General features: G+C 68.0%; 18 protein-coding genes. 5 read left to right on the top strand and 13 right to left on the bottom strand.

The window, feature by feature from the left end; genetic code table 11:
• From V7082_RS14110 to V7082_RS14130, 5 genes are all read right to left on the bottom strand, one after another.
• The coding region (locus tag V7082_RS14110) for a GTP-binding protein (protein WP_334149576.1) at positions 1 to 512 on the bottom strand (512 nt) is incomplete at its 3' end.
• Positions 513 to 768: 256 nt separating this feature from the next.
• Complete coding sequence (gene recQ / locus V7082_RS14115) at positions 769 to 2,961, bottom strand: DNA helicase RecQ (RefSeq protein ID WP_334149578.1); 2,193 nt, start codon at positions 2,959 to 2,961, stop codon at positions 769 to 771.
• 307 nt (positions 2,962 to 3,268) lie between these two features.
• Positions 3,269 to 3,694 (bottom strand): arsenate reductase (glutaredoxin), encoded by a 426-nt coding sequence (arsC, locus tag V7082_RS14120; RefSeq protein WP_334149580.1) that lies wholly within the window; start codon positions 3,692 to 3,694, stop codon positions 3,269 to 3,271.
• Between the two features lie 137 nt (positions 3,695 to 3,831).
• Positions 3,832 to 4,434, bottom strand: coding sequence for an NAD(P)H:quinone oxidoreductase (gene wrbA / locus V7082_RS14125; RefSeq protein WP_334149582.1), 603 nt, complete (start codon positions 4,432 to 4,434; stop codon positions 3,832 to 3,834).
• Positions 4,435 to 4,690: 256 nt separating this feature from the next.
• Positions 4,691 to 5,785, bottom strand: a complete 1,095-nt coding sequence (locus V7082_RS14130) for an alkene reductase (RefSeq protein ID WP_334149584.1) — start codon at positions 5,783 to 5,785, stop codon at positions 4,691 to 4,693.
• A 275-nt stretch (positions 5,786 to 6,060) separates the two neighbouring features.
• On the opposite strand from V7082_RS14130, the gene V7082_RS14135 reads away from it, so the two are divergent.
• Genes V7082_RS14135 through V7082_RS14155 form a run of 5 tightly spaced genes read left to right on the top strand, consistent with a single transcriptional unit; the run spans position 6,061 to position 11,958 of the window.
• Positions 6,061 to 7,104: an XdhC family protein gene (locus V7082_RS14135; RefSeq protein WP_334149586.1), complete on the top strand. Its 1,044-nt coding sequence runs from the start codon at positions 6,061 to 6,063 to the stop codon at positions 7,102 to 7,104.
• A 1-nt stretch (position 7,105) separates the two neighbouring features.
• A complete protein-coding gene (locus V7082_RS14140) occupies positions 7,106 to 7,720 on the top strand; it encodes a nucleotidyltransferase family protein (protein ID WP_334149588.1) in 615 nt (204 codons plus the stop codon).
• On the top strand, positions 7,720 to 8,436 hold the full coding sequence (locus V7082_RS14145) for an ABC transporter ATP-binding protein (RefSeq protein WP_334149590.1): 717 nt from the start codon (positions 7,720 to 7,722) through the stop codon (positions 8,434 to 8,436). The genes V7082_RS14140 and V7082_RS14145 overlap by 1 nt, the downstream gene beginning before the upstream one ends.
• Positions 8,433 to 10,898 (top strand): ABC transporter permease, encoded by a 2,466-nt coding sequence (locus V7082_RS14150; protein ID WP_334149592.1) that lies wholly within the window; start codon positions 8,433 to 8,435, stop codon positions 10,896 to 10,898. Before V7082_RS14145 ends, V7082_RS14150 begins: the two co-directional genes overlap by 4 nt.
• On the top strand, positions 10,888 to 11,958 hold the full coding sequence (locus V7082_RS14155) for a lipocalin-like domain-containing protein (protein ID WP_334149594.1): 1,071 nt from the start codon (positions 10,888 to 10,890) through the stop codon (positions 11,956 to 11,958). Before V7082_RS14150 ends, V7082_RS14155 begins: the two co-directional genes overlap by 11 nt.
• Positions 11,959 to 12,066: 108 nt before the next feature.
• On the opposite strand, the gene V7082_RS14160 is transcribed toward V7082_RS14155, so the two are convergent.
• The 8 genes from V7082_RS14160 to V7082_RS14195 form a co-directional block, all read right to left on the bottom strand.
• On the bottom strand, positions 12,067 to 12,306 hold the full coding sequence (locus V7082_RS14160) for a hypothetical protein (protein WP_334149596.1): 240 nt from the start codon (positions 12,304 to 12,306) through the stop codon (positions 12,067 to 12,069).
• A 154-nt stretch (positions 12,307 to 12,460) separates the two neighbouring features.
• Positions 12,461 to 13,828, bottom strand: coding sequence for a HAMP domain-containing sensor histidine kinase (locus V7082_RS14165; protein ID WP_334149598.1), 1,368 nt, complete (start codon positions 13,826 to 13,828; stop codon positions 12,461 to 12,463).
• A gap of 14 nt (positions 13,829 to 13,842) precedes the next feature.
• A complete protein-coding gene (locus V7082_RS14170; protein WP_334149600.1) occupies positions 13,843 to 14,520 on the bottom strand; it encodes a response regulator transcription factor in 678 nt (225 codons plus the stop codon).
• Between the two features lie 115 nt (positions 14,521 to 14,635).
• Entirely contained in the window at positions 14,636 to 17,719 is a 3,084-nt protein-coding gene (locus V7082_RS14175; RefSeq protein WP_334149602.1) for an efflux RND transporter permease subunit, read from the bottom strand.
• Positions 17,720 to 17,730: 11 nt separating this feature from the next.
• Entirely contained in the window at positions 17,731 to 18,843 is a 1,113-nt protein-coding gene (locus V7082_RS14180; RefSeq protein ID WP_334149604.1) for an efflux RND transporter periplasmic adaptor subunit, read from the bottom strand.
• A gap of 352 nt (positions 18,844 to 19,195) precedes the next feature.
• Complete coding sequence (locus V7082_RS14185) at positions 19,196 to 19,747, bottom strand: hypothetical protein (protein WP_334149606.1); 552 nt, start codon at positions 19,745 to 19,747, stop codon at positions 19,196 to 19,198.
• Position 19,748: 1 nt separating this feature from the next.
• The gene (locus tag V7082_RS14190) at positions 19,749 to 19,955 is read right to left on the bottom strand and encodes a TOBE domain-containing protein (RefSeq protein ID WP_334149607.1); all 207 of its coding nucleotides are present in this window, start codon (positions 19,953 to 19,955) and stop codon (positions 19,749 to 19,751) included.
• A 73-nt stretch (positions 19,956 to 20,028) separates the two neighbouring features.
• A complete protein-coding gene (locus V7082_RS14195) occupies positions 20,029 to 22,269 on the bottom strand; it encodes a TonB-dependent receptor plug domain-containing protein (RefSeq protein WP_334149608.1) in 2,241 nt (746 codons plus the stop codon).
• Positions 22,270 to 22,279 lie beyond the last annotated feature (10 nt).

The following is a 22,279-nucleotide window of genomic DNA, read 5'->3' on the forward strand; positions in this document are numbered from 1 at the left end:
GCCTCGCGGTCGAGCTTGTTGATGAAGGTGACGATCGGGATGTCGCGCAGGCGGCAGATCTCGAACAGCTTGCGCGTCCGGGCCTCGATGCCGCGCGCCGCGTCGATCACCATGATTGCGCTGTCGACGGCGGTCAGCGTGCGATAGGTATCGTCCGAGAAGTCCTCGTGGCCCGGCGTGTCGAGCAGGTTGAAGACGGCGCCGCCATACTCGAACGTCATGACGGAGGTGGCAACCGAGATGCCGCGCGCCTTCTCGATGGCCATCCAGTCCGAGCGCGTGGCACGGCCGTCCTTCTTCGCCTTGACCTGCCCGGCGAGCTGGATCGCGCCACCGAACAAGAGCAGCTTCTCGGTCAGCGTCGTCTTGCCGGCGTCGGGGTGCGAGATGATCGCGAACGTGCGCCGGCGCGCGATCTCGTCCGCCAGCTTGAGGTTGGCGGGTGCGGCCGGTTTGGATGTGGGCGGCGTGGGCTGCTCCGCGGCCGCCTCCGCCAGGGTTTCGTCGCTCATGATCCTGTCCGGGATGTCATTTTGCGGGGTCTATAGCACCGTTTGGCCGGAAAGCGAGAATTCCTCTTTTGCCCGTGCAGGGAGTGGCAAGCCTATTTCATCGCGATGAGGCGATCTCGCAGGCGTGTTTGAACACCGGCCTCCGCCGGTGTGACGGAAAAGCTTGGGCAATCCGGTCTCCAACTAAGGAACGTCATCCCGGCGCAGGCCGGGATCCAGACACGTCTTACAGGATGCGATGCACCTTCCGCGCGACCTACGCCAGCTCCGCGAGCAGGCACTTAAGGATGCCGTAGTCGAAGCGGCCGTCGAGGGCCGCGTGGGCGGGGCCGAGCTTGCCGCTGTCGAGGGTGCCGAGGCGCTCGAAGACGGCGTGGATCTCGTCCACGTCCGAGGGATCGAGGTCGAGCACGGCGTCGGCCGTGATGACGCCGGCCTCGATGGCTTCCGCGAAGTGCGTATAGATGGTCGAGACATCGAGGTTGCGCTCGGTCGCGATGTCGTCGGGCACAACGCCGGCGAGGTGCAGCGCCAGCGTCTGGTTGACCGTTGACGACAGCCGGTTGTCGAGGCCGGCGTTGGGCGCAAAGCGCGCGATGGTCTCCAGGAACGCCGTGCCGTAGCGTTTGATCTTGCTGGCGCCGAGACCGGTGATGCCATGCAGACCGTCCTCGTCGGAGGGACGCTGGGTCGCGAGCTCCACCAGCGTCTTGTCGTGGCAGATGACGTAGGGCGGCAGCTTGGCGTCCGTCGCGAGCCGTAGACGCAGCGCCTTCAGCGCGTCATAGAGCGGCCGGTCGGCGGCATCGACCTTGCTCGCCTCGGCGGCGGCGCCTTTCGCCTTGCCCTTCTTCTCGCGCGGCGGGGCGAGGCGGAGCATGAAGGTCTCCTCGCCGCGCAGCAGCGGGCGCGCCTTCTCGGTGAGGTGCACCGTGCCGTGACCCTCTTCGTCGGAAGCGAGGTAGCTGAGGGCCGTCAGTTGCCGGAAGAGGCTGCGCCAGACGGTCGCGTCCGTATCCTTGCCGATGCCCCAGACCGACAGCCGGTCGTGGCCGTTGCGGCAGGCGCGCTCGTTGTCCTTGCCGGCGAGCACGTCGATCAGATAGCCGACGCCGAAGCGCTGCCCGGTCCGGTAGACGGCCGAGAGGGCCATGCGGGCGAGCGTCGTTCCATCCGTGGTCTTGGGCGGGGCGAGGCAGTTGTCGCAGTTTCCGCATGCGTTTTCGCTCGCCTCTCCGAAGTAGGCGAGCAGGAGCTGGCGGCGGCAGGTGACGGCCTCGCAGAGGCCGACGAGCGCGTCGAGCTTCTGGCGCTGGGTGCGCTTGAAGAGCTCGGAGCCTTCGCTTTGCGCGATCCACTGCGTCTGCTGGATGATGTCCTGCATGCCGTAGGCGAGCCAGGCGTCCGCGGGCTCGCCGTCGCGTCCGGCGCGGCCCGTCTCCTGGTAGTAGGCTTCCATCGAGCGCGGCAGGTTCAGATGTGCGACGAAGCGCACGTCGGGCTTGTCGATGCCCATGCCGAAGGCGATGGTCGCCACCATGACGATGGCGTCCTCTTTCAGAAAACGCTCCTGCGCCTTGCGGCGGATCTCGGGATCGAGGCCGGCGTGATAGGCGAGTGCGGTGCGGCCCTTGCGCGTGAGCCACTCGGCCGTCTCCTCGACCGACTTGCGCGACAGGCAGTAGACGATGCCGGCGTCGTTCGGGTGCTCGGCGGAGAGAAAATTCCAGAGCCGCTCGCGGGCGCTCATGGAGCCCATTTCTGCGATCGTGTAGCGGATGTTGGGACGGTCGAAGCTGGCGACGAAGCGGCGGGCGTTCTCGAGGCTGAGCTCGGTGGCGATCTCCTCGCGCGTGCGGTCGTCGGCCGTTGCGGTGAGCGCGATGCGCGGGATCGCGGGGAAGCGCTCGGCGAGCACCTTGAGCTGGCGGTACTCGGGACGGAAGTCGTGGCCCCACTGGGAGACGCAGTGGGCTTCGTCGATGGCGAAGAGAGCGATGGTCGTGCGTTCGAGAAGGCGCAGCGTGCGCTCCTGCACGAGGCGCTCCGGCGCGACGTAGAGGAGGTCGAGTTCCCCCGCCACGAGCTGTCGCTCGATCGCGTCCTGCTTGTTGCGGTCCTGCGAGGAATTGAGGAAGGCGGCGCGCACGCCGGCGTCCTTCAGCGCGTCGACCTGGTCCTGCATGAGCGCGATCAGCGGCGAGACGACGAGGCCGGTGCCGGGGCGAACGAGCGCTGGGATCTGGTAGCAGAGCGACTTGCCGCCGCCGGTCGGCATCAGGGCCAGCACGTCGCCGCCCGCGATCAGCGTCTCGATGATGTCGGCCTGGTGGGGGCGGAAGCGCGCGTAGCCGAACACCTCCTCCAGCACGTGCTGGGCCTCGGCAAGGCTCGGCACGGGGGCGAGAGGCAGGAGGGAGGCAGATTTCCGCAAGGCGGCGGGCGGCATCGAATCATCCTGTGCCGCGTGCGGCGCTCGGCCGGACGGGCAGGTTCAGTCTGTCTTGCGGACGCTAGCGCGATTCTGCGGCCCCGGTGCGATGCGGCGTGAGTGCAACTCGTCATTTTGCCTGGATTATCGAAGCGCTCCGGCGTATGTCGCGCCGTATCCAGAACGGCCCGGCTGCCGTAGACTTGCGGTGCGTCAGGGGCCTCGTTTCACCCCACCCTCCGCGGCGCCACTCGCCGGGAGGGGGGCGGCCCCAATATGCCGAATAAGGCCGCTGGGCTCCTGGCGTTTCCCTGGTGCAGTGATTTCAAGACGCCGGCTTGCGGGTCTTCGGCTGGACGACCTCCCCGTCCTCCTTGGTGAATTCGCTGATGTCGGGGTTGGGCAGGATCTCGAGGACCGTTTCCGAGGGGCGGCAGAGGCGCGTGCCGAGCGGCGTCACCACGATCGGGCGGTTGATCAGGATCGGGTGCGCGAGCATGGCGTCGATCAGCTCGTCGTCGGTCCATTTCGGATTGTCGAGATCGAGCGCGTCGTAGGGCGTGCCCTTGCGGCGCAGGAGATCGCGCGGGGTGAGCCCGAGGTCGCGCAGCAGGCCGACGAGCGTTTCGCGGCTCGGCGGCGTCTTCAGGTATTCGATGACGGCCGGCTCCTCGCCGCTCTGGCGGATCATGGCGAGCGTGTTGCGGGAGGTGCCGCAGTGCGGATTGTGGTAGATGGTGATGCGCGCCATAGCGGTTCTCCGAAGCTCCGGCTCCCTGCATAGCACGAAAGCGCCGGCGCTCACGTGCGCCGGCCCTTGCCTTGCGGCCCCTGTTGCGGAGATCACTGCCGCAGAGGCTATGTCGCGAAGAGCAGTGTCGCAGAAAATCAGGCGCGTGCGAGCTTGGCGGCGATTTCGGCGACGTGCTTGCCCTGGAAGCGCGCGCCGGCAAGCTCGTTCGCGCTCGGCTGGCGCGAGCCGTCGCCGGCCGCGATCGTCGTGGCGCCATAGGGCGAGCCGCCGCTCATTTCCGAAACCGTCATCTGGCCCTGGAAAGAATAGGGCAGCCCGACGAGCACCATGCCCTGGTGCAGGAGCACCGTGTGGGTGGCGAGGATCGTGCTCTCCTGTCCGCCGTGCTGGGTTGCGGTCGAGGTGAACACCGAGCCGACCTTGCCGATCAGCTTGCCCTGGACCCAGAGGCCGCCGGTCTGATCCAGGAAGTTCTTCATCTGCGCGGCCATGTTGCCGAAGCGGGTTGGCGTGCCGACGATGATGGCGTCATAGCCGGGCAGTTCGTCCACGGTCGCGATGGGCGCCGGCTGGTTGCGCTTGAAGCCGCTCTTCTCGGCGACCTCGGGCGGCACGAGTTCGGGAACGCGCTTGATGACGGCTTCGGCGCCGGCTTCGCGGACGCCTTCGGCAACCGCCTCCGCCATGCGCTCGATGTGGCCGTAGCTCGAATAGTAGAGGATCAGGACTTTGGTCATGGATGTGGCCTTTGGGTTGGCTTCGGTTTCAGCGTGAGCAGGAACGCGCCGGAGGGAGCCCGCGTTCTCTCCTCCTGTGCGAGGTCGTCAGGCGCCGAGGTCTGGGGCGACGCGCGTCAGCGCCTCTGCCGCTCGATAGAGAGAAAATGTCACCGGCAACCATGAGAACCAATATTGCTCATTTGAAATACACCGGTGCCAAAACGTCTCCAATGAAAAGGCCCGCCGCCGGTGCGGGCGGGCCTTTCGGTCAGTGTCACGCGGCCTTGGCGTCGAGGGCCGGATAGTCCGTGTAGCCCTCGGCTCCGCCGCCGTAGAACGTCGCCGGCTGGGGCTCGTTCAATGGAGCATTGTGCTCGAGGCGCTGGACGAGGTCCGGGTTGGCGATGAAGAGCTTGCCGAAGGCGATCAGATCGGCCGCACCGCTCTCGACAGCCCGGATGGCGGAGGCGCGGTCGTAGCCGTTGTTGGCGAGATAGGCGCCCTTGAAGAGCTTGCGGAAGACGCCGAGGTCGGCGCCGGGCGGCAGCGCGCGCGAGACGCCCGTGTCGCCCTCGATGATGTGCACGTAGCCGAGGCCAGCGTCGTTGGCGCGTGCGATGGCGGCCGAGAACGTGGCCATCGGATCGCTGTCGGACATGTCGGAGAACGTCGAGAACGGGCTGAACCTCACGCCGACGCGGGTCGCCGGGAAGACGGAGGTCAAGGCGGCAAGAACCTCGGCCAGCAGGCGCGTGCGGTTCTCGATGCTGCCGCCGTAGCGATCGGTGCGCGTGTTGGAGCCGTCGCGAAGGAATTGATCGATGAGATAGCCGTTGGCCCCGTGCAGCTCAACGCCGTCGAAGCCGGCGGCCTTGGCGTTCTCGGCCGCCTTGCGAAAGTCATCCACCACGCGCTCGACCTCGGACGTTTCGAGGGCGCGCGGCGGGGAGGCGTCGGCGAAGCCCGCGGGCGTGAACGTCTTCGTGCGGGCGGTGATGGCGGAGGGCGCGACGGGGGCCTGTCCATCCGGCTGCAACGACGTGTGCGAGACGCGGCCGACGTGCCAGAGCTGCGCGAAGATGCGGCCGCCCTTGGCATGCACGGCCTCGGTCACCTTCGTCCATCCGGCCACCTGCCGGGGGCTGTAGATGCCGGGGGTCTGGATGTAGCCTTTGCCCTCGGGCGAGATCTGCGTGCCCTCGCTGATGATCAGTCCGGCGGTGGCGCGCTGAGCGTAGTATTCGACGATCAGCGGATTGGGGACGTCGCCGTCCGGGGTGGCGCGGTTGCGCGTCAGCGGCGCCATGACGATGCGGTTCGGAAGCGTCAGGGTGCCGAGCGTCAGCGGCGTGAAAAGCTTGTCGGACATGAAGGACTCCGGCTCGAGGGGCTGGATGGCATGAGGATGGATGAAGTCCGGACCGAAGGCGCCCAAGATGTCGCAGCCGCCTCGGATCCGGGTCTTCGCATGCCGTTACGGCGCGATCTTCCGGCCGGATCATCGTGGAGCCTCCCGGGATCGCTGGCGATCGGGTCGGTCGGTTGCCGGATGGCGGCGGAGGCGCATACTATTCGGCCGGTTGCCTCGTGGAACCGGGCGGCGCGCGTGTCCGTTCGCGAAAAGGCTGGAAGATGGATGATGCGATGTCGGACGTGAGCCTTGCCTTGGAAGGCGGAGCTCCGCCTCATGCCACCTCCGAGGTCGGTGCGTCGCGCGACGTGGCGGCCATCGCACGCCGATGGCTCGATCGGTTCGGAACCATCGCCCTTGCGACGGTGATCCGAACCTGGGGATCCTCGCCGGTTCCGGTCGGCGGACAGCTCGTCGTCGGGCCCGAGGAGCGGTTCGAGGGCTCGGTCTCGGGCGGCTGCGTCGAGGCGGCGGTGATCACGGAGGCCGCCGAGGTCATGCAAACGGGACGGCCGAAGGTGCTCGCCTATGGCATCGGCGACGAGACTGCCTGGCGCGTCGGCCTGCCCTGCGGCGGGCGGATCGAAATCTTCGTCGAGCGGCTTTCGGCGGAGGATGCGTCCTATCTCGACGCCGTGATCGCGGCGCGGGTGACGCGCTCGCTGCTGGTCGTCGAGACCGATCTCGCGAGCGGACGGCGCGTGTATGGTGGCGATCTCGCGGCCCACGACGCGGAGACCGCCGGCCGGCTGTCGCGCGGGGACTGCGTGCTCGCGGAGGGTCCCGACGGACGACTCTTCCTGCAGGCGCTGGTTGCGCCCGTGCACATGATCCTCGTCGGCGCGGGCCATGTGGCGCAGGTGCTCGCCGATCTCGCGCAGCGCGTCGGCTATCAGGCGACGGTGATCGATCCGCGGACCGCGTTCGCGTCGGAGAGCCGCTTCCGCGGCGTCCCTTTGCGGCAGGACTGGCCGGAGACCGCGCTCCCGGCGCTGGGGCTCGATTCCCGTACGGCGGTGATCGCGCTCGCGCACGATGCGCGCCTCGACGACGAGACGTTGCCGCTCGCCGTGCGCTCCCCCGCCTTCTACGTGGGCGCGCTCGGATCCCGGCGGACGCACGAGAAGCGCATGGCGCGGCTTCGCCACGCTGGCCTCACCGAAACCGAGATCGCGCGCATCGATGCGCCGGTCGGGCTTCCGATCGGCGCCAGGGGCCCCGCGGAGATCGCCGTTTCCATTCTGGGCGCCGTCATCAAGGCGGAGCGCGGAGCCTGACATGAGCGCGACCTCTGAGCGTCGGCTCGGTGCGGTGCTGCTCGCCGGCGGCGCGTCGCGGCGGTTCGGGGCGGACAACAAGCTTCTCGCGGAGGTCGGCGGGCAGCCGATCGTCGCCAGGGTTGCGCGCGAGATCGTCGCCGGCGGCGTCGACGAGCTTGTCGTCGTAACCGGCGCGGAGCACGATGCGTACGTCTCGGCGCTGTCGGACCTGCCCGTGCGGCTGGTGGCCAACGACCGCTGGAGCGACGGCATCGGCAGCTCCATTGCCGCCGGCGTGCGGGCGCTGTCGGCAACCCCGGAAGGCGCCTTCGTCGTTCCGGGAGATCTGCCGAACCTCGAGGCTGGCGTGTTCCGCCGGCTCAGCGCGTCGTTCGCCGCGGCCGATGGCCGGTGCGTGATCGTGCCGGTCACCGCCCAAGGGGCGCAGCGCAACCCCGTGCTCTGGCCGAGATCGCTGTTCCCCGGGCTCGCGGCGCTCACCGGCGCCAGGGGCGGCAAGGCGTTGCTCGACACGCTGGGCGACCGCCGCATCGATGTGGCGTTCGACAATGAGCGCCTGTTTGCGGACATCGACACGCCGGAAGAATATACGCGCCTCATCGCGGGAGATTGATGGTGACTGTCATCGATCGGTCGCACCGGCCCGGCCGCGGAGCGGACGCAACCTCTCTCCTTCGCGTCTCCGGTCTGCGCAAGTCCTACGCCACGCCGCAGGGGCGGCTTCCGGTGCTGGGCGGCGTCGATCTCACTCTGGCCGCGGGGGAGAGCCTTGCGCTGCTGGGCGAGTCGGGAAGCGGCAAGAGCACGATTCTCCACCTGATCGGCGGCCTCGACGAGGCGGACGGCGGCGAGATCGTGCTCGACGGCGTGCGGATAACGGGTCTCGCGGATGCCGAACGGGCCGCGTTGAGGCGTGAGCGGATCGGCATCGTCTTCCAGCAGTTCAATCTCGTGCCGAGCCTTTCGGTCGCCGACAATCTGGCGTTTCAGGCGCGTCTCGCCGGCCGTTTCGACGCCGTCTGGCATGGCGAGCTCATGGGGCGGCTCGGGCTCGCCGGGCTCGCGCGGCGCTACCCGGAGCAGTTGTCGGGCGGCCAGCAGCAGCGCGTCGCCATCGGGCGGGCGCTCGCGGTCCGCCCGCGTCTCCTGATCGCCGACGAGCCGACCGGCAACCTGGACGAGGCGACGGGCGACGAGGTGCTGGCGCTGGCGCTGGATCTCGTGCGGCGCACGGAATGCGGGTTTCTCATGGCGACGCACAGCACGCGGCTCGCGCGCCGGCTCGACCGGCAGGTCACGCTTGCGTCCGGCGTCCTGGTGGCGCCGTGACGCAGGCCTTCTGGATCCTCGTCACGCTGCTCAGCCATTGGCGGCGCCATCCCCTGAACCTCGCGACCCTCGTCGTCGGGCTCGCCGTTGCGACCGCGCTGTGGAGCGGCGTGCAGGCGCTCAACGGCCAGGCGCGCGCGAGCTACGACCGGGCCGCGGCAGTGTTCGGCGAGACGGGCGCGGCGAGCATCGTGCCGGCACAAGGCGCGTTCATCACGCAGGATGACTACGTCGCACTCAGGCGTGCCGGATGGAAAGTGTCGCCCGTGCTCGAGGGCACGGTGCGGGTCGGAGCGGCATCCTATCGGCTCATCGGCGTCGAGCCGCTGACGGTGCCCAAGGGCTCGCCGGCAGCCGGGTTTCAGACAGGACGTGACCTCGAAGCCTTCCTCACGGCCCCGGGGGAGACGCTGCTGGCGCCCGAAACGCTCGCCGAGCTCGGAGTGGCGGCCGGCGCCACGCCGCTTACCGATCGCAGACGCGCGTTGCCGCCACTCGTCGCCGCGGACGGCGTCGCGCCGGGCCTGCTCGTCGTCGATATCGGCGCGGCGCAATCGATCCTCGGACGGACCGGCGAGCTTTCGCGTCTCGTTGCGGGAGAGGGCGAGCTCGGCGAGGGACGCATGTTTCCGAATGGTCTCGAAGACCGGCTCAAGATCGAGACGTCGGAGGCAGGCGGCGATCTGGCGCGGCTCACGGAGAGCTTTCACCTCAACCTCACGGCGTTCGGCCTGCTGGCCTTCATCGTCGGGCTCTTCATCGTGCATGCCTCGATCGGCCTTGCGTTCGAGCAGCGGCTCGGAACGCTACGCACGCTGCGCGCGGTCGGCGCGCCGCTCCGCCTCCTGATCGGCGCGCTGGTCGGCGAGATGGTGCTTTTGGCGCTGATCGCGGGGGCCATCGGCATGGTCTGCGGCTACCTCATCGCCGCGGCGTTGCTGCCGGATGTGGCGGCGAGCCTCGACGGCCTCTATGGCGCGCACGTGAGCGGGCAACTCGCGCTCGAGGCGCGCTGGTGGGTGTCGGGGCTCGGCATGGCGCTCGCGGGCGCGCTCGCCGCTTCGGCGGCGAGCCTCGCCAAGGTGGCGCGCCTGCCGGTGCTGTCGGTGGCGAAGCCGCTGGCATGGCGGGATGCCGAGCGAACGCAGCTTTGGCGGCAGGGCGTCTCTGCCGTGGTCGCGCTGGCGGCCGGGCTGCTCGCCTTCGTTGCCGGCCGCGGGCTGGTCGGCGGCTTCATCGTCATCGCGGGCGTTCTGCTCGGCGCGGCGCTTCTCCTGCCGCTCGCACTCGCCTGGCTGCTCAGGATCGGAGAACGCACCGCGCAGGGCGCGCTTGCGCAGTGGTTCTGGGCCGACATGCGGTTGCAGCTTTCGGGGCTGTCGCTCGCGCTCATGGCACTGCTGCTCGCGCTGTCCGCCAACGTCGGTGTGGGGACGATGGTCGAAGGGTTCCGCGAGACGTTCACGCACTGGCTCGACGAGCGGCTCAACTCCGACATCTATTTCGACGCCGCGAGCGCGGCCGACGGAGCGCGGATCACCGCGTGGCTCGAGGAGCGGCCCGAGGTCGCCGCAGTTCTGCCAGTGTGGCGCACCGAGACGCGCATCGCGGAGTGGCCGGTCGAAGTCAACGGCGTGCGCGATCATGCGACGTATCGGCAGCATTTCACGCTGTTGTCGGCGGCGCCGGACGCCTGGGACAAGGTGCGCGACGGCGCTGGCGCGCTCGTGAGTGAGCAGCTTGCGCGACGGACGGGGGTCGGCCTCGGCGACCGGATCGCGATCCCGGCGGCGCAAGGTGCGTGGGACCTGCCGGTCGTCGGCATCTATCCGGATTACGGCAATCCGAAAGGACAGGTCCGCGTCAACGCCGATCATCTCCTGCGCCACTGGCCCGAGGCCCGCCGCACGAGCTTCAGCCTCCGCGTCGCGCCGGGCGAGGTGGACCGGCTGATGCAGGCGATGCAGTCGCAATTCGGCCCGGCGCTGGCGCGCATCGTCGATCAAGCCGCGCTCAAAGCCACCTCGACGCGCATCTTCGAAAAGACGTTCGCGGTCACGGGCGCGCTCAATACGCTGACGCTGGCTGTGTCCGGCATCGCGCTGTTCGCAAGCCTGTTGACGCTGAGCGGGGTCAGGCTCGCCCAGATCGCGCCCGTGTGGGCGCTCGGCGTGCCGCGGCGGCGGCTTATAGATCTCGAGATCGGCAAGCTTCTCGCGCTGGCCGCCGTTACCGCGCTGCTCGCCGTTCCGCTCGGGCTCGTGCTCGCGTGGTGTCTGGTCGCCATCGTCAACGTGCAGGCGTTCGGGTGGCGGCTGCCGTTCCATGTGTTTCCCGCGCAGTGGGGCGTGGTTTTCGGTCTCGCCCTGGGGACGGCATTCCTCGCCGCCGTCGTTCCGGCGCTGCGTCTCGGCAAGACTGCGCCGCAGGACTTGCTCAAGGTCTTCGCCGATGAGCGCTAGAAACATCGTTGCCGCCATGGTCGTGACGGCCCTGGCCCTGATCGGCGGCCGCGGGCTCGCGGGAGGCTTCGCGGGCCTCGGCGAGGAGGCGGCGGGCTTCGCACCCGTCATGCCGGGACGGACGATCGCGTTCCCGCAGGATTTCGGCCCCCATCCCGACTTCCGCATCGAGTGGTGGTACGTGACCGCGAATCTCTCCGACGCGGCGGGCACGGCCTACGGCGTGCAGTGGACCTTGTTCCGTCAGGCGCTTGCGCCCGGTGGCGCGCGCGAGGGCTTCGGCAACCAGCAGGTCTGGATGGGGCATGCCGCCGTCACCACCGCCGGCGCACACCGCTTTTCCGAGACGCTTGCGCGCGGCGGCATCGGGCAGGCGGGCGTGACCGCGGTACCCTTCAAGGCGTGGATCGACGACTGGTCGTTCGCTGAGGTCGGCGGCGGGGAGGGGCTCGCATCGGCAACCCTTTCGGCGTCGGGCGCCGATTTCTCCTATGCGCTCTCACTCAAAAGCCGCCGCGCGCCGGTGCTGCAGGGAGACCATGGCTACAGCCGCAAATCGGAGCGCGGGCAGGCGTCCTACTACTACAGCCAGCCGTTTTTCGAGGTCTCGGGAACGCTGACGATCGCAGGACGCGCCGTCGATGTGACCGGTCAGGCGTGGATGGACCGCGAATGGAGCAGCCAGCCGCTTGCATCCGACCAGAGGGGCTGGGACTGGTTCTCGCTGCATCTGCCGGCCGGCGACAAGCTGATGCTGTTCCAGCTCCGCGGCGAGAGAGGCGCGCCGTTCCGCTCGGGAAGCTGGATCGGCGCCGACGGCTCTGTCACAGCGCTCGCGAGCGACGACATCGTGCTGACGCCAGGCGAGCCGCGCGAGGTCGCCGGCCGGCGCCTGCCGGTTGCCTGGACGGTCGAGGTCAAGAGCCGGGGGCTCAGGATCACGACCACGCCGCTCAACCCGGCAAGCTGGATGGGAACGGTCTTTCCCTATTGGGAGGGCCCGATCAGGTTCCACGGCTCGCACGCGGGTGTGGGCTATCTCGAGATGGCGGGATATTGAGCGCGCTCGCCGTCCGGCCGGAAAGCGGGCGGAGCCGCCCCGGGGGGAGAGCGGCTCCGCTTCCCCGGTGCGTGGGGGTGGGTGGGGAAGGCACCGGGATGGGGAAAATCAGGCGGCAGGAAGGATGCGGATCGCCGTGCGATGTCCGTGCTGCTCGCGATAGAGAATGCGTACCTGCTCGCCCCGGCGCAGACCCAAACCCATGAGGCGCGGATCGTAGCGATAGACCTGGTTGCGCACCGTCAGGTGCTGGCGCTTCGGGCTCAGATGCTCGATCCGTCCCGTGATTTCATGGGCAAAGCTCGCAGTGGCGGCCGCGCCTGCGGCGGCGGTCGCTGCGAGGGTCATGCCGGCAACTCTCCTTACAACTCTCATGCTACGAATTCCTCGTCCCGGTCCGCGGACCTTGCGCGTTCGCCGCGTCTGTGGGGCCTTGTATGGGCCTCTCAGATTTCCTCTTCCTGACCTGCGCCATACGGATTCGTAAGATCGCCGATCGTCGTCACGCGGCAGCCGCGCTGGGGAACGTGATGGCCACGCTGAGACCGGGCTCGCGATCGTCGAGCGCGATCTCGGCATCGTGCAATTCGGCGATGGCGGCGACGAGGGCGAGCCCCAATCCGCTGCCCGGCGTCGAGCGCGCGCGCTCCAGCCTGTAAAGGCGGCGGAACACCTTCTCGCGCTCGGGCTCGGGGATGCCGGGGCCGTCGTCGGTCAGCTCGGCGCGAAAGCCGCCCGGCGCCTCATGCAGCGCGAGGCCGATGTGCGTCCCCCGCGGGCAATGGCGGATGGCGTTCTCGATCAGGTTGGCGAAGAGCTGGATCAGCAGCTCGCGGTCGCCTTTGATGAGGGCGGCCTTTCCGCGGCCATCGATCCACGCCAGTTGATGGCCGGCGTCCTCCGCGACGGCCGCGTAGACGTCCGCCACGTCCTCCAGCACGGAGCCGAGGTCGATGCTGGCGAAACGCGCTCTGCGCGCGCCGGCCTCGATCTGCGTGATGCGCAGGAGGGCGTCGAACGTCTCCATCATCGCGTCGAGGTCGCCGAGCGCGTCCTCGACGGCCGCGCGGAAATCGCCGAGCGACTTGGCGCTGCGGCGCGCGATGTCGAGGCGCTGGCGCAGGCGCCCCACCGGCTTCTTCAGATCGTGGGCGATGTCGGACGAGGACTGGTTGACGCTTTCGATGAGCTTCTGGAGCTGGTCGAGCGTGTGGTTGACCTGGGCGCCGACGTGATCGATGTCGTCGCCGGAGCCGGACATGGGAACGCGGGCCTCGATGGTCCCGGCGGAGACGGCCGACAGGGTCTTGGCGAACGCGTCGATGCGGTGCTGCGTGCGCCGGGCGATGAACGTGCCGCAGAGCGCGCCGAGAAGCGTGGTGGCGATGAGGCCGATGCCCAGCACCTCGAGCAGAAACGCCTGCGTGCGCCTGAGCTCGCGGTTGGAGCTGCCGACGAGCAGGCGCCCCTCGGAGACGGGCTGCCAGACGGCCTGGAATCGATCGTCCGGCTCGCCGTTGGTCCAGTCGGCCTCGATGTCGGACCGCTTGAGCTCGAGCCACGTGTCGGACGGCTTGATGCCGTTGACGTTGCCCGCCACGTGGCGTCCCGCCGCGTCGACCAGCTCGATGATGAAATCCGTGTCGCGGACGGAGCCACCCTCTCCCGTCACGGCGGCGGTGAGATCGTCGAAGCCCTTCTGGCGGTCGATGGCCAGGAGTGAGTCCATGGTCTCCCGCGTGCGGCCGCGGATCTGCTCGCTGAGGCGCGTCGTGATGCCGAAGAAGAGGATGGCGAAGAGGGCGATGACCGTGATCGCGAACAGGGCCGTGAAGGTCGCGGCCAATCGAACGGGAGTGCGTTTCAGCACGGGGGCCAGCCTCGCTACGGACGCTCGTGCAGGCTGTAGCCGGCGCCGCGGATGGTGTGGATCAGCTCGGTCGCGAAGGGCTTGTCGATCTTCGTCCTGAGCCGCGAGATGTGCGTCTCGACGACGCTCGTCTTGGGATCGAAATGGAAGCTCCACACGCGCTCGAGCAGCATGGTGCGGGTGACGACGCGCCCCTTGTTGCGCATCAGGACCTCGAGGAGGCGGAACTCGCGCGGCTGCAGATCGATCTCGACGCCGCCGCGGCAGACCTTGCGGGTGATGAGGTCGAGCGCCAGATCGCCGACCTTGAGGCGAGTCTCCTCGCCCTTGAGATGCGGGCGGCGGGCGAGCGCGTTGAGACGCGCGAGGAGCTCCGAGAAGGAAAACGGCTTCACGAGATAGTCGTCGCCCCCCGCCTCGAGCCCGTCGACGCGGTCGTCCACGCCGCCAAGCGCCGTGAGGAAGAGGATCGGCGCCTTGCGCCCCGCGCGGCGCAGGGACTTGACGATCTGAAGGCCTTCTTGCCCTGGGAGCATGCGGTCGATGATCAGCACGTCGTAGTCGTCGGCCATGGCGCGCGCCAGGCCGTCGCAGCCATCGGCGAGGTGGTCAATCGTGTGCCCCTCCTCCTCGAGGCCCTTGACGATGTAGGCGGAGGTGTCGGGGTCGTCTTCGACCAGCAGCACGCGCATGGCGGGTCTCATCCTGAGGGATTAATGCCTCCGTAGCAGGACTCGAAGCATACGCGCGAGAGATGTTCGCCCGCTTACCGGCGCATTACGGTTTGGTAAGGCCGGGACGGGTCGGTCAGGCGAGGGACTCGCGGACGGCGAGCGGCTCGGGCGCCTCGATGTCGGCGTCGTGCTCGCGCGGGCGGTGCTCGGCGGCGATGACGAGGTAGACGGCCGGCAGGATGAAGAGCGTGAACAGGGTTCCGATCGCCATGCCGGTGACGAGCATGATGCCGATGCTGTTGCGCGCCTCCGCTCCGGCCCCCGTCACGAAGACCAGCGGCAGATGGCCGAACACGGTGGCTGCGGTGGTCATCAGGATGGGCCTGAGCCGGGTCTTCGCGCCTTCGCGGATGGCCGCCAGCTTGTCGAGGCCCTGGCGCTGCAACTCGTTGGCGAAGGCGACGATGAGGATACCGTTCTTGGCGATCAGGCCGACGAGTGTGATGAGCCCGATCTGGCTGTAGATGTTGATGGTCGTGAAGCCGAGGAACGTGAAGACGAGGGCGGCGGTGAGCGCCAGCGGCACGGAGCCGAGCAGCACGACGAGCGGGTCGCGGAAGCTGCCGAACTGGGCGACGAGCACCAGATAGATGAGCAGGATGGCGAAGCCGAGCGTGCCCGCGAGCGTCGCGCCTTCCTGGCGGATCTGGCGGGATTCGCCAGCGTAGTCGATCGTGTAGTCGGCGGGCAGGATGCTCCGCGCGGCGGCTTCGAGGGTCTCGAGCGCCGTGCCCTTGGTGATGCCCGGCATCACGCCGCCGTAGACGCGGAAGCTGTCGGCCTGCTGGAAGCGGGCGAGCGTGCGCGGTGCCGTCTTCGTCTCGAGGCTCGCGAGCGCGGAGACCGGCACCTGCTTTCCGTCGCGGGTGCGGATCTTGTAGTCGAGGAGGCGCTCGGCGACCGCGCGGTCGGCGAGGTTGACCTGGGGGATGACCTTGTAGGCGCGGCCCTCCCGCGTGAAGCGGTTCACGTAGTTGCCGGAGATCAGGATGCCGAGCTGGCGCCCGACGTCGGCAAGGTCGAGGCCGAGGTCGGCCACGCGCTCGCGGTGCACGGTCACGATCACCTGCGGCAGATCAATCTTGAGGTCGGTGTCGGCGAACATGAACTGGCCGCTGGCAAAGGCGGCGTCGACGAGCTTGCCGGCGTACTCGGCCATCTGCTCGGGCGTGCCGGGACCCTTGAGCACCAGCTCCACGTCGTAATTGCCGGCGCCGGGGAGAGCCGGCGGCAGGACCGGGAAGATCTGCAGCTCCTTGATCTTCGAGACGGCGCCGAAAATTTCCGGCTGAATGTCGTGGGCCGGGCGCGTGCGGTCGTGCCAGTTCTTCAGGAGATAGCCGCCGAAGCCGGTGGCGGGGAACACGATCTCGAACATGGCCTCATATTCGGGCAGCGCCTTGCCGATGGCCTGAACCTTGTCCATGTGCCCGGCGGTGTAGGCGAGCGAGGCGTCCGGCGCCGAGTTGACGATCAGCAGCACGAAGCCCTCGTCCTCGACCGGCGCCAGCTCCTGCGAGGAGAACATATAGAGCGGCACGGCGAGCAGGCAGAGAAAGGCGCCGAACGCGATCGTCTGTGCGCGGAGGTGGAGGATCACGTCGAGCGCGCGGCCATAGGCGACCGAGAGGCGGTCGAGGCTCCGGTGGACGAAGCGGGCATAGCCGTTCTCGTGGCCGCCCTCCGAAACCGAATAGGCGCTCATGATCGGCGACAGCGTGACGGCGACGAAACCCGAGACGATGACGGCGATGGCGAGCGTGAAGGCGAATTCCTTGAACAGCACGCCGGTCAGCCCGTCGAGGAATCCGATCGGCGCATAGACCGCGGCCAGCGTGATGGTCATGGCGATGATCGGCGTGAAGAGCTGGCGTGTCGAGACGAGGGCGGCCTTGGTGCGGCTCATGCCGGTCTGCATGAGGCGCGTCACGTTCTCGACAACGACGATAGCGTCGTCGACGACGATGCCGACCGAAAGCACGACGGCGAGCAGCGTCAGGAGGTTGAGCGAGAAGCCCATGGCCATCATGGCCGCGGCGGCGCCGATCAGCGAGATCGGGATGGTGACGAGCGGCACCAGCGCGCTGCGCCAGGAGCCCAGGAACAGGAACACGATGATGCCGACGATGAGCACCGTCTCGGCGAAGGTCTTGCCGATCTCCTTGAGCGAGTTCTCCATATAGACCGTGCCGTCGTAGGCGAGGCCGATCTCGGTGCCCGGCGGCAGGTCCTTGCGGATGGCCTCGAGCTCGGCGCGGAGCGCATAAGCGACCGCGATCTCGTTGGTGCCGGGGAGCGGCCAGACGGAGAGGTAGACCGCATCCTTGCCGTTGTGACGGACGTTGGCCGTCTCCTCCTCGGCGCCGAGCTCGACGCGGCCGAGGTCGGAAATGCGCACGATGTGCTTGCCGTCCTCGCGCACGATGAGGCGCTCGAACTCCTCCGGGCTCTTGAGGTCTGTGTTCGCGAGCAGGTCGACCTGCACCTGGCTGCCCTTGGTGCGCCCCACGGCGGCGAGGAAGTTGTTGCGGGTCAGCGCCGCCTCGACATCGGCCGCTCCGAGGCCGAAGGCAGCAAGGCGTTCCGCATCGAGCCAGATGCGCATGGCCTGCGGGCGCGCGCCCTCGAGGCCGACGCGCTGCACGTCGGGGATGGTGGAAAGACGCGGCTGGATGTTGCGCGAGAGGTAGTCGGTGATCTCGGGTGGCGTCAGCGTTTCGGAGGTGACGCTGACGTAGAAGGTCGCGTATGGCCGATCGGCGCGCTGCACCTCGATGACCGGGCTTTCGATCTCCTGCGGCAACTCGCTGCGGATCTGGTCCATGCGGTTGCCGACCTCGGCAAGGGCGACCGTGCTCGGATGGTTGAGCTTCAGCCGTGCGGTCACGGTGCTGACGCCGGCCACGCTCGAGGATTCCACGTAGTCGATACCCGTGATCGAGGAGACGGCGCGCTCGACCGGCGTCGTCACGAAGCCGCGGATGCTCTCCGCGGAGGCGCCGATGTAGACCGTCGTGATGACGATCGACGAGCTCTCGATGCGCGGGTACTGCTGGATCGGCAGCTGCGTGATCGCGCGCAATCCGATCAGCACCAGCGCCAGGTTGACGACGACGGCGATGACGGGGCGCCGGACGAAGATCTCGATCGCGCGCATGGGCCGGCCCTTCAGTTGATGCCGGCTTCCGCCGCGGGGACGGCGGCCGTATCGGTCTCCACCAGCAGGCCCTCGCGCAGCTTGAAGGACCCCGAGGCGGCCACCAGTTCGCCGGCCGTCAGCCCCTCGTGGACCGCGATGTCGTTGCCCTGCACGACGCCGGTGATGACGGCGCGCGAGCGCGCGCGCAACTTGCCGCTTTCGTCGACGAGCACGAAAACGTGCTGGCCCGCCGGCGAGCGCCGGACGGCCGCAAGGGGGATCAGCACCGTCGGCTGGGGCGAGGATGTCGGAACGGTCACGTCCACGAATGTGCCCGGGCGCAATGTTTCGCCAAAGCCCCTGGCCACGGCGCGGAAACGCACGGCGCGGCTCCCTGCGTCGGCGCTGTTGTCCTCGGCCACGATCTCGGCCTTGGCCTCTCCGCCCGGAACGGCCGACCCGCTCAGCGTGATGCGCGTTCCGGTGCGGACCGCGGAGGCGTCGTCCTGTGGCAGGGAGAAGTCGACGTAGGCATCCTCGGCGATGCCCTGCAGCGTCACGATCAGGGTGCCCGCGTCGAGGTAGGCGCCGGGTTGCCAGTCGGTAATGCCGACGCGGGCGCGGAAGGGCGCCACGATCCGCTTCTTGTCGACGATCACCGCGAGATTTTGCGCGCGCGCCATGGCGGCGGCGTGTTCCTCGCGCGAGCGGTCGAGTTCCTGCGGGTTGAAGGCGGCGCTGTTGCGCAGGCCCTCGCGGCGCTCGAGCGTGAGCTTGGCGAGGCGTGCGTCGGCCTCGGCGGCGGCGAGCGCGGCCTCCTCCTGGCGCGCGTCGAGTTGGACGAGCAGCGCGCCCTCCTCGACGCTCTCGCCGGACGTGAAGCCGACCTTGGCGATGACGCCTGCGATCTCGTTCTTGAGATCGACCTGCCGGAGCGCGATCACCGAGCCGATGGCGCGCGTCGAGGTCGACCATTCGCCGTCGCGGGCGCGCACCGACACCACCGCCTCGACGGGCTCGGGCGTCGCCTGGGAGGCCGCCGTCGCGGCCTCGATCTCATTGTACTTGTAGAACCCAAGCGCACCCGCGATGCCACCGATGGCAAGGATCACGGCCAGCCAGGCTCCTGCACGCCTCAGCATGTCTCCCTCGGGCATTGTTCCGTGTCGACAACCGAAAAATCGGGTTTTCGTGTGGCGGAGGACGGTCCCGGACGGCCTTAGGACGCCCCGGGGCGCCTATGTCACCTGCGGCAGGCCTGCGGATCGTCTGGCGTCCCATCGAAGGCGCGCTGCGCTCCTCCACCCGACATCGTCATCGGATTTCTGGGTTCGTGCGCCCTACTTCCGACGGCGGCCTGCGCAGGGTCAAGCGATACCTCAAACAAGGTTTCCCTGGACGTGCGATTTCTTCTGGGAAATGACGCCGTGTGGCAACTTTGCCCGAATTGTCACCGGTTTCCGAGGCGGAGCGGCCCCTGGGCGGCCTGTGCGTTCAGTCCGCCGCCGGACGGACTGCGATGCGGATGGTCTCCGTGTCGGCTCCGCTGAGCTGGATCGTGAGCGGGCCGGCCCCGACCTCGAAGCGCACGCTCTTTCTCGCCACTGGGCACCCCATCGCGCCGGTGTGGGCGGTGGCCTCGAGCGGCTTGCCGTTCTGGACGACGTCGATCCAGGCGTGGGCCGACAGCGTCACCTGGACGTGCGCGGCCTCCGCCGTCTCCACGTTTACGAAACCGCCGAACGTTTTTGCGTCCCCGGCCTTGGGCGTGCGGGTCGGCTTCGCGGGGAAGGCCACCTCGGAGGTGGGTTTCAGCGCCAGCTCGACGGCCTTATCGTCGGGCAGGCGCGCGAGCGTGGCCCCCGATGCCGCCTTCTCGGCCTCAGCCGCCCGCATCCAGCCCATCTCGGTCTCGAGCGGCCAGAGGAATTCGCACGTCTCCGCGTTCGCAGCGGGGGCGTTTGCGGCAGGAGCGTCTTGGGCGTACGCCGGTACGGCGGCGAGGCCTGCTGTGAGGACGATGGCGGCGATCAGGTGGCGTTTCATGTCACTCCACTCCGACCATGACGTCGGAGGCCTTGATGATGGCGGTGGCGTCCTTGCCGACGGCGAGCTTCAGCTCGTCGACGGCTTCGTTGGTGATCGACGCCGTCACGACCGCGCCGCCGATGTCGATTGAGACATGCGATGTGGTGGCGCCTTTCTTCACGTCGACGATCTTGCCCTTCAACATGTTGCGTGCGCTGATCTTCATGGCCGTCTTCCTTCCTTTGCCTAGCGTCAGCTTCCTGAATAAACGCTAGGCGCCGGTCTGGATAGATGGCAGTTCAGAACCTCACGCGCGCGTTGGCGAAGAACTGGCGCCCCGGTTCCGGGAAGCCTTCGGCGAGGGCGTAGTCCTCGTCGAACATATTTGTTACGCCGATGGACGCGGAGGCGTTCTCCGTGAACTTGTATTCGGCCTGGATGTTGGCGAGCGCATAGCTGCCGGTCTCGATATAGGTGCGCGTCCTGCCGCTCGTCACGATGCTGTAACGGTCGGACGCGAGTGCGAGGCTCGGCGTGATGGTGAAGTTCGGCATCGCCTGCCAGGCGAGGTAGAGGAACGCCTCATGATCCGGTGTGCCTTCGGGCTTGGTGCCGGGCGTGACGTAGTCGTACTCGCGCTGGAGGTAGGTATAGTTGCCGCCGACGCGCAGTCCCGGCGCGATGTCCCAGTCGACCGAGACCTCGAAGCCGTAGTGCTCGCCGCTGACGTTCTGAAGCTGGCCGCTGACAGAACCCGAGCCCGTGATGATGTAGGCCTGCTGGATCGCGTCCTTCAGATCCGAGTAGAAGATGGCGCCCGATACGCGCGCTTGATTGAACAGCGTCTCGCTTGCGCCGATCTCGTAGTTGGTCGCGCGCTCGGGTGCGAGATCCGGATTGGGCGTCTGATAGCCGAAGCGTGTGCTGTAGCGCTCGAACACGGTGGCGAAGCGCGTGCGGCTCGAGACGGTGGCATGGAAATCGCCCGTCTCCGAGTAGCGGTAGATGGCGCCGCCCTGGTAGTTCCAGGCGTCGGCGTCCGTCACCTCTTTCTTGACGATGGCGGCAGCGACGGAGTCGAAGTCTTCCGCGACTTTGACGTCCTGGTAGTCGTAGCTCACGCCGGCGATGAAATCGAGACGCTTGGAGGCGTGGAATGTGTTCTCGGCGGCGAAGGACCACGTGTCCTCGACGTTGGACTGCCAGGGCTCCCGGAATGCGATCGTATCGGGCTGGTTGATGTTGCGCTCGCTGTGGTCGTCGCGCCTGTAGTGGATCGCCGCCTTGAGCGTATTCATCGGAATGAGCTCGGTGCCCATCTCGACGAAGCCTCCGTAGGCGAAGTCGTCATAGTCGCTGTCGAATGCGTAGGGGCGCGTCTGAAGGTCGAAATCTGCGTTGTCGAACGAGCTCAGGCGGTTCTCGAAGGTGTTGTAGTAGACGTTTGTCTTCACGTACGAGGTTTGGCTGATCTGGGTTTTCGAAAGCCAGGACAGGCTCTGGATATCCCACCACGGCCATTGCCAATAGCGCTGCGTCTGAAGCTGCTCCTTGGCGACGTGCAGGGGTGCGTTCTTCTCGCCGCTCTGGGTCGTGTAGTTGATCGAATACTCGTCCGTGGCGTTCGGCGTCAGACCGACCTTGGCGTTGATGCGCCAGTCGCGGAAGTCGGATCCGTCGCGGTCTCCGCCGGTCTCGTATGGGAACGTCGGGTCGAACGGTACGGACTGATACGGTCTGAAATCATCCGAGAGGTTGAACTGGTCCTGGTCGACGATGTTGCCGGAGATCTGGGCGTAGTAGCCCTTCTGGCGCGTGCCGGCGTAGGCGTAGCTGCTCCACTGGTTCATGTCGCTGACATCGCCGTTCATTACGAGGCCGGCGCGGCCTTCGAGCTCGATCTCCTTGGTCGGCTTGCGGCTCACCATATTGATGGCGCCGCCCATGCCGCCGGGGCCGTTCAGCACCGAGACATAGCCCTTCTGGATCTGAATCTCGGCGAGGTCGGGCGTCAGGAAGCGGTTCATGTCGAGGCGGTTGTCGGCCGGCAGGTAGATGCGCACGCCGTCGATGGAGAGCGGCACGCGGAAGCGATCGAAGCCGCGCACGAAGATGTCGCCCTCGTTGCGCCGGCCGCCGGCGGAGTGGGATGTCACGCCGGGCGCGATCTCGACCGCGTTGCGCAGCGACTGCTTGTTAAAAGTCCACATCGCCTCGTTGGTGATCGTCGAGCCGCCGATCAGGTCGATCTGGCCGAGCGTGAACGGAGCGACGACCGGGCCTTCGGCGATCACGGTGCCCGGAATGTCGGATGCGCCGGACTGAGCCGAGACGCCGCTGCCCGAGGATGTTGTCTGCCGCTTCGCCTTTCGGCGCGGAGGCTCGGAAGGCGCTTGCACGACGACGGGAGGAAGAGGCGTCGCCTCGTCGGCGGTGACATCGCCGCCCGGAGTGGCGGTGCTGACATCCTGCGCACCGGCCGAGGTGGCCGCGACGCAGAGACCGGCTGCCGTGACGGCCGCGAAAACATATCTGGACATCTCTTCCCCC

Source organism: Hyphomicrobium sp. (assembly GCF_036833075.1).
Lineage (GTDB): Bacteria > Pseudomonadota > Alphaproteobacteria > Rhizobiales > Hyphomicrobiaceae > Hyphomicrobium_C.

Excerpts from the sequence above, each read along its gene's own strand:
- recQ (WP_334149578.1), bottom strand. The coding sequence starts at position 2,961 with ATGCCGCCCGCCGCCTTGCGGAAATCTGCCTCCCTCCTGCCTCTCGCC.
- arsC (WP_334149580.1), bottom strand. The coding sequence starts at position 3,694 with ATGGCGCGCATCACCATCTACCACAATCCGCACTGCGGCACCTCCCGC.
- wrbA (WP_334149582.1), bottom strand. The coding sequence starts at position 4,434 with ATGACCAAAGTCCTGATCCTCTACTATTCGAGCTACGGCCACATCGAG.
- V7082_RS14130 (WP_334149584.1), bottom strand. The coding sequence starts at position 5,785 with ATGTCCGACAAGCTTTTCACGCCGCTGACGCTCGGCACCCTGACGCTT.
- V7082_RS14135 (WP_334149586.1), top strand. The coding sequence starts at position 6,061 with ATGTCGGACGTGAGCCTTGCCTTGGAAGGCGGAGCTCCGCCTCATGCC.
- V7082_RS14140 (WP_334149588.1), top strand. The coding sequence starts at position 7,106 with ATGAGCGCGACCTCTGAGCGTCGGCTCGGTGCGGTGCTGCTCGCCGGC.
- V7082_RS14145 (WP_334149590.1), top strand. The coding sequence starts at position 7,720 with ATGGTGACTGTCATCGATCGGTCGCACCGGCCCGGCCGCGGAGCGGAC.
- V7082_RS14155 (WP_334149594.1), top strand. The coding sequence starts at position 10,888 with ATGAGCGCTAGAAACATCGTTGCCGCCATGGTCGTGACGGCCCTGGCC.
- V7082_RS14160 (WP_334149596.1), bottom strand. The coding sequence starts at position 12,306 with ATGACCCTCGCAGCGACCGCCGCCGCAGGCGCGGCCGCCACTGCGAGC.
- V7082_RS14170 (WP_334149600.1), bottom strand. The coding sequence starts at position 14,520 with ATGCGCGTGCTGCTGGTCGAAGACGACCCCGACACCTCCGCCTACATC.
- V7082_RS14175 (WP_334149602.1), bottom strand. The coding sequence starts at position 17,719 with ATGCGCGCGATCGAGATCTTCGTCCGGCGCCCCGTCATCGCCGTCGTC.
- V7082_RS14180 (WP_334149604.1), bottom strand. The coding sequence starts at position 18,843 with ATGCTGAGGCGTGCAGGAGCCTGGCTGGCCGTGATCCTTGCCATCGGT.
- V7082_RS14185 (WP_334149606.1), bottom strand. The coding sequence starts at position 19,747 with ATGAAACGCCACCTGATCGCCGCCATCGTCCTCACAGCAGGCCTCGCC.
- V7082_RS14190 (WP_334149607.1), bottom strand. The coding sequence starts at position 19,955 with ATGAAGATCAGCGCACGCAACATGTTGAAGGGCAAGATCGTCGACGTG.
- V7082_RS14195 (WP_334149608.1), bottom strand. The coding sequence starts at position 22,269 with ATGTCCAGATATGTTTTCGCGGCCGTCACGGCAGCCGGTCTCTGCGTC.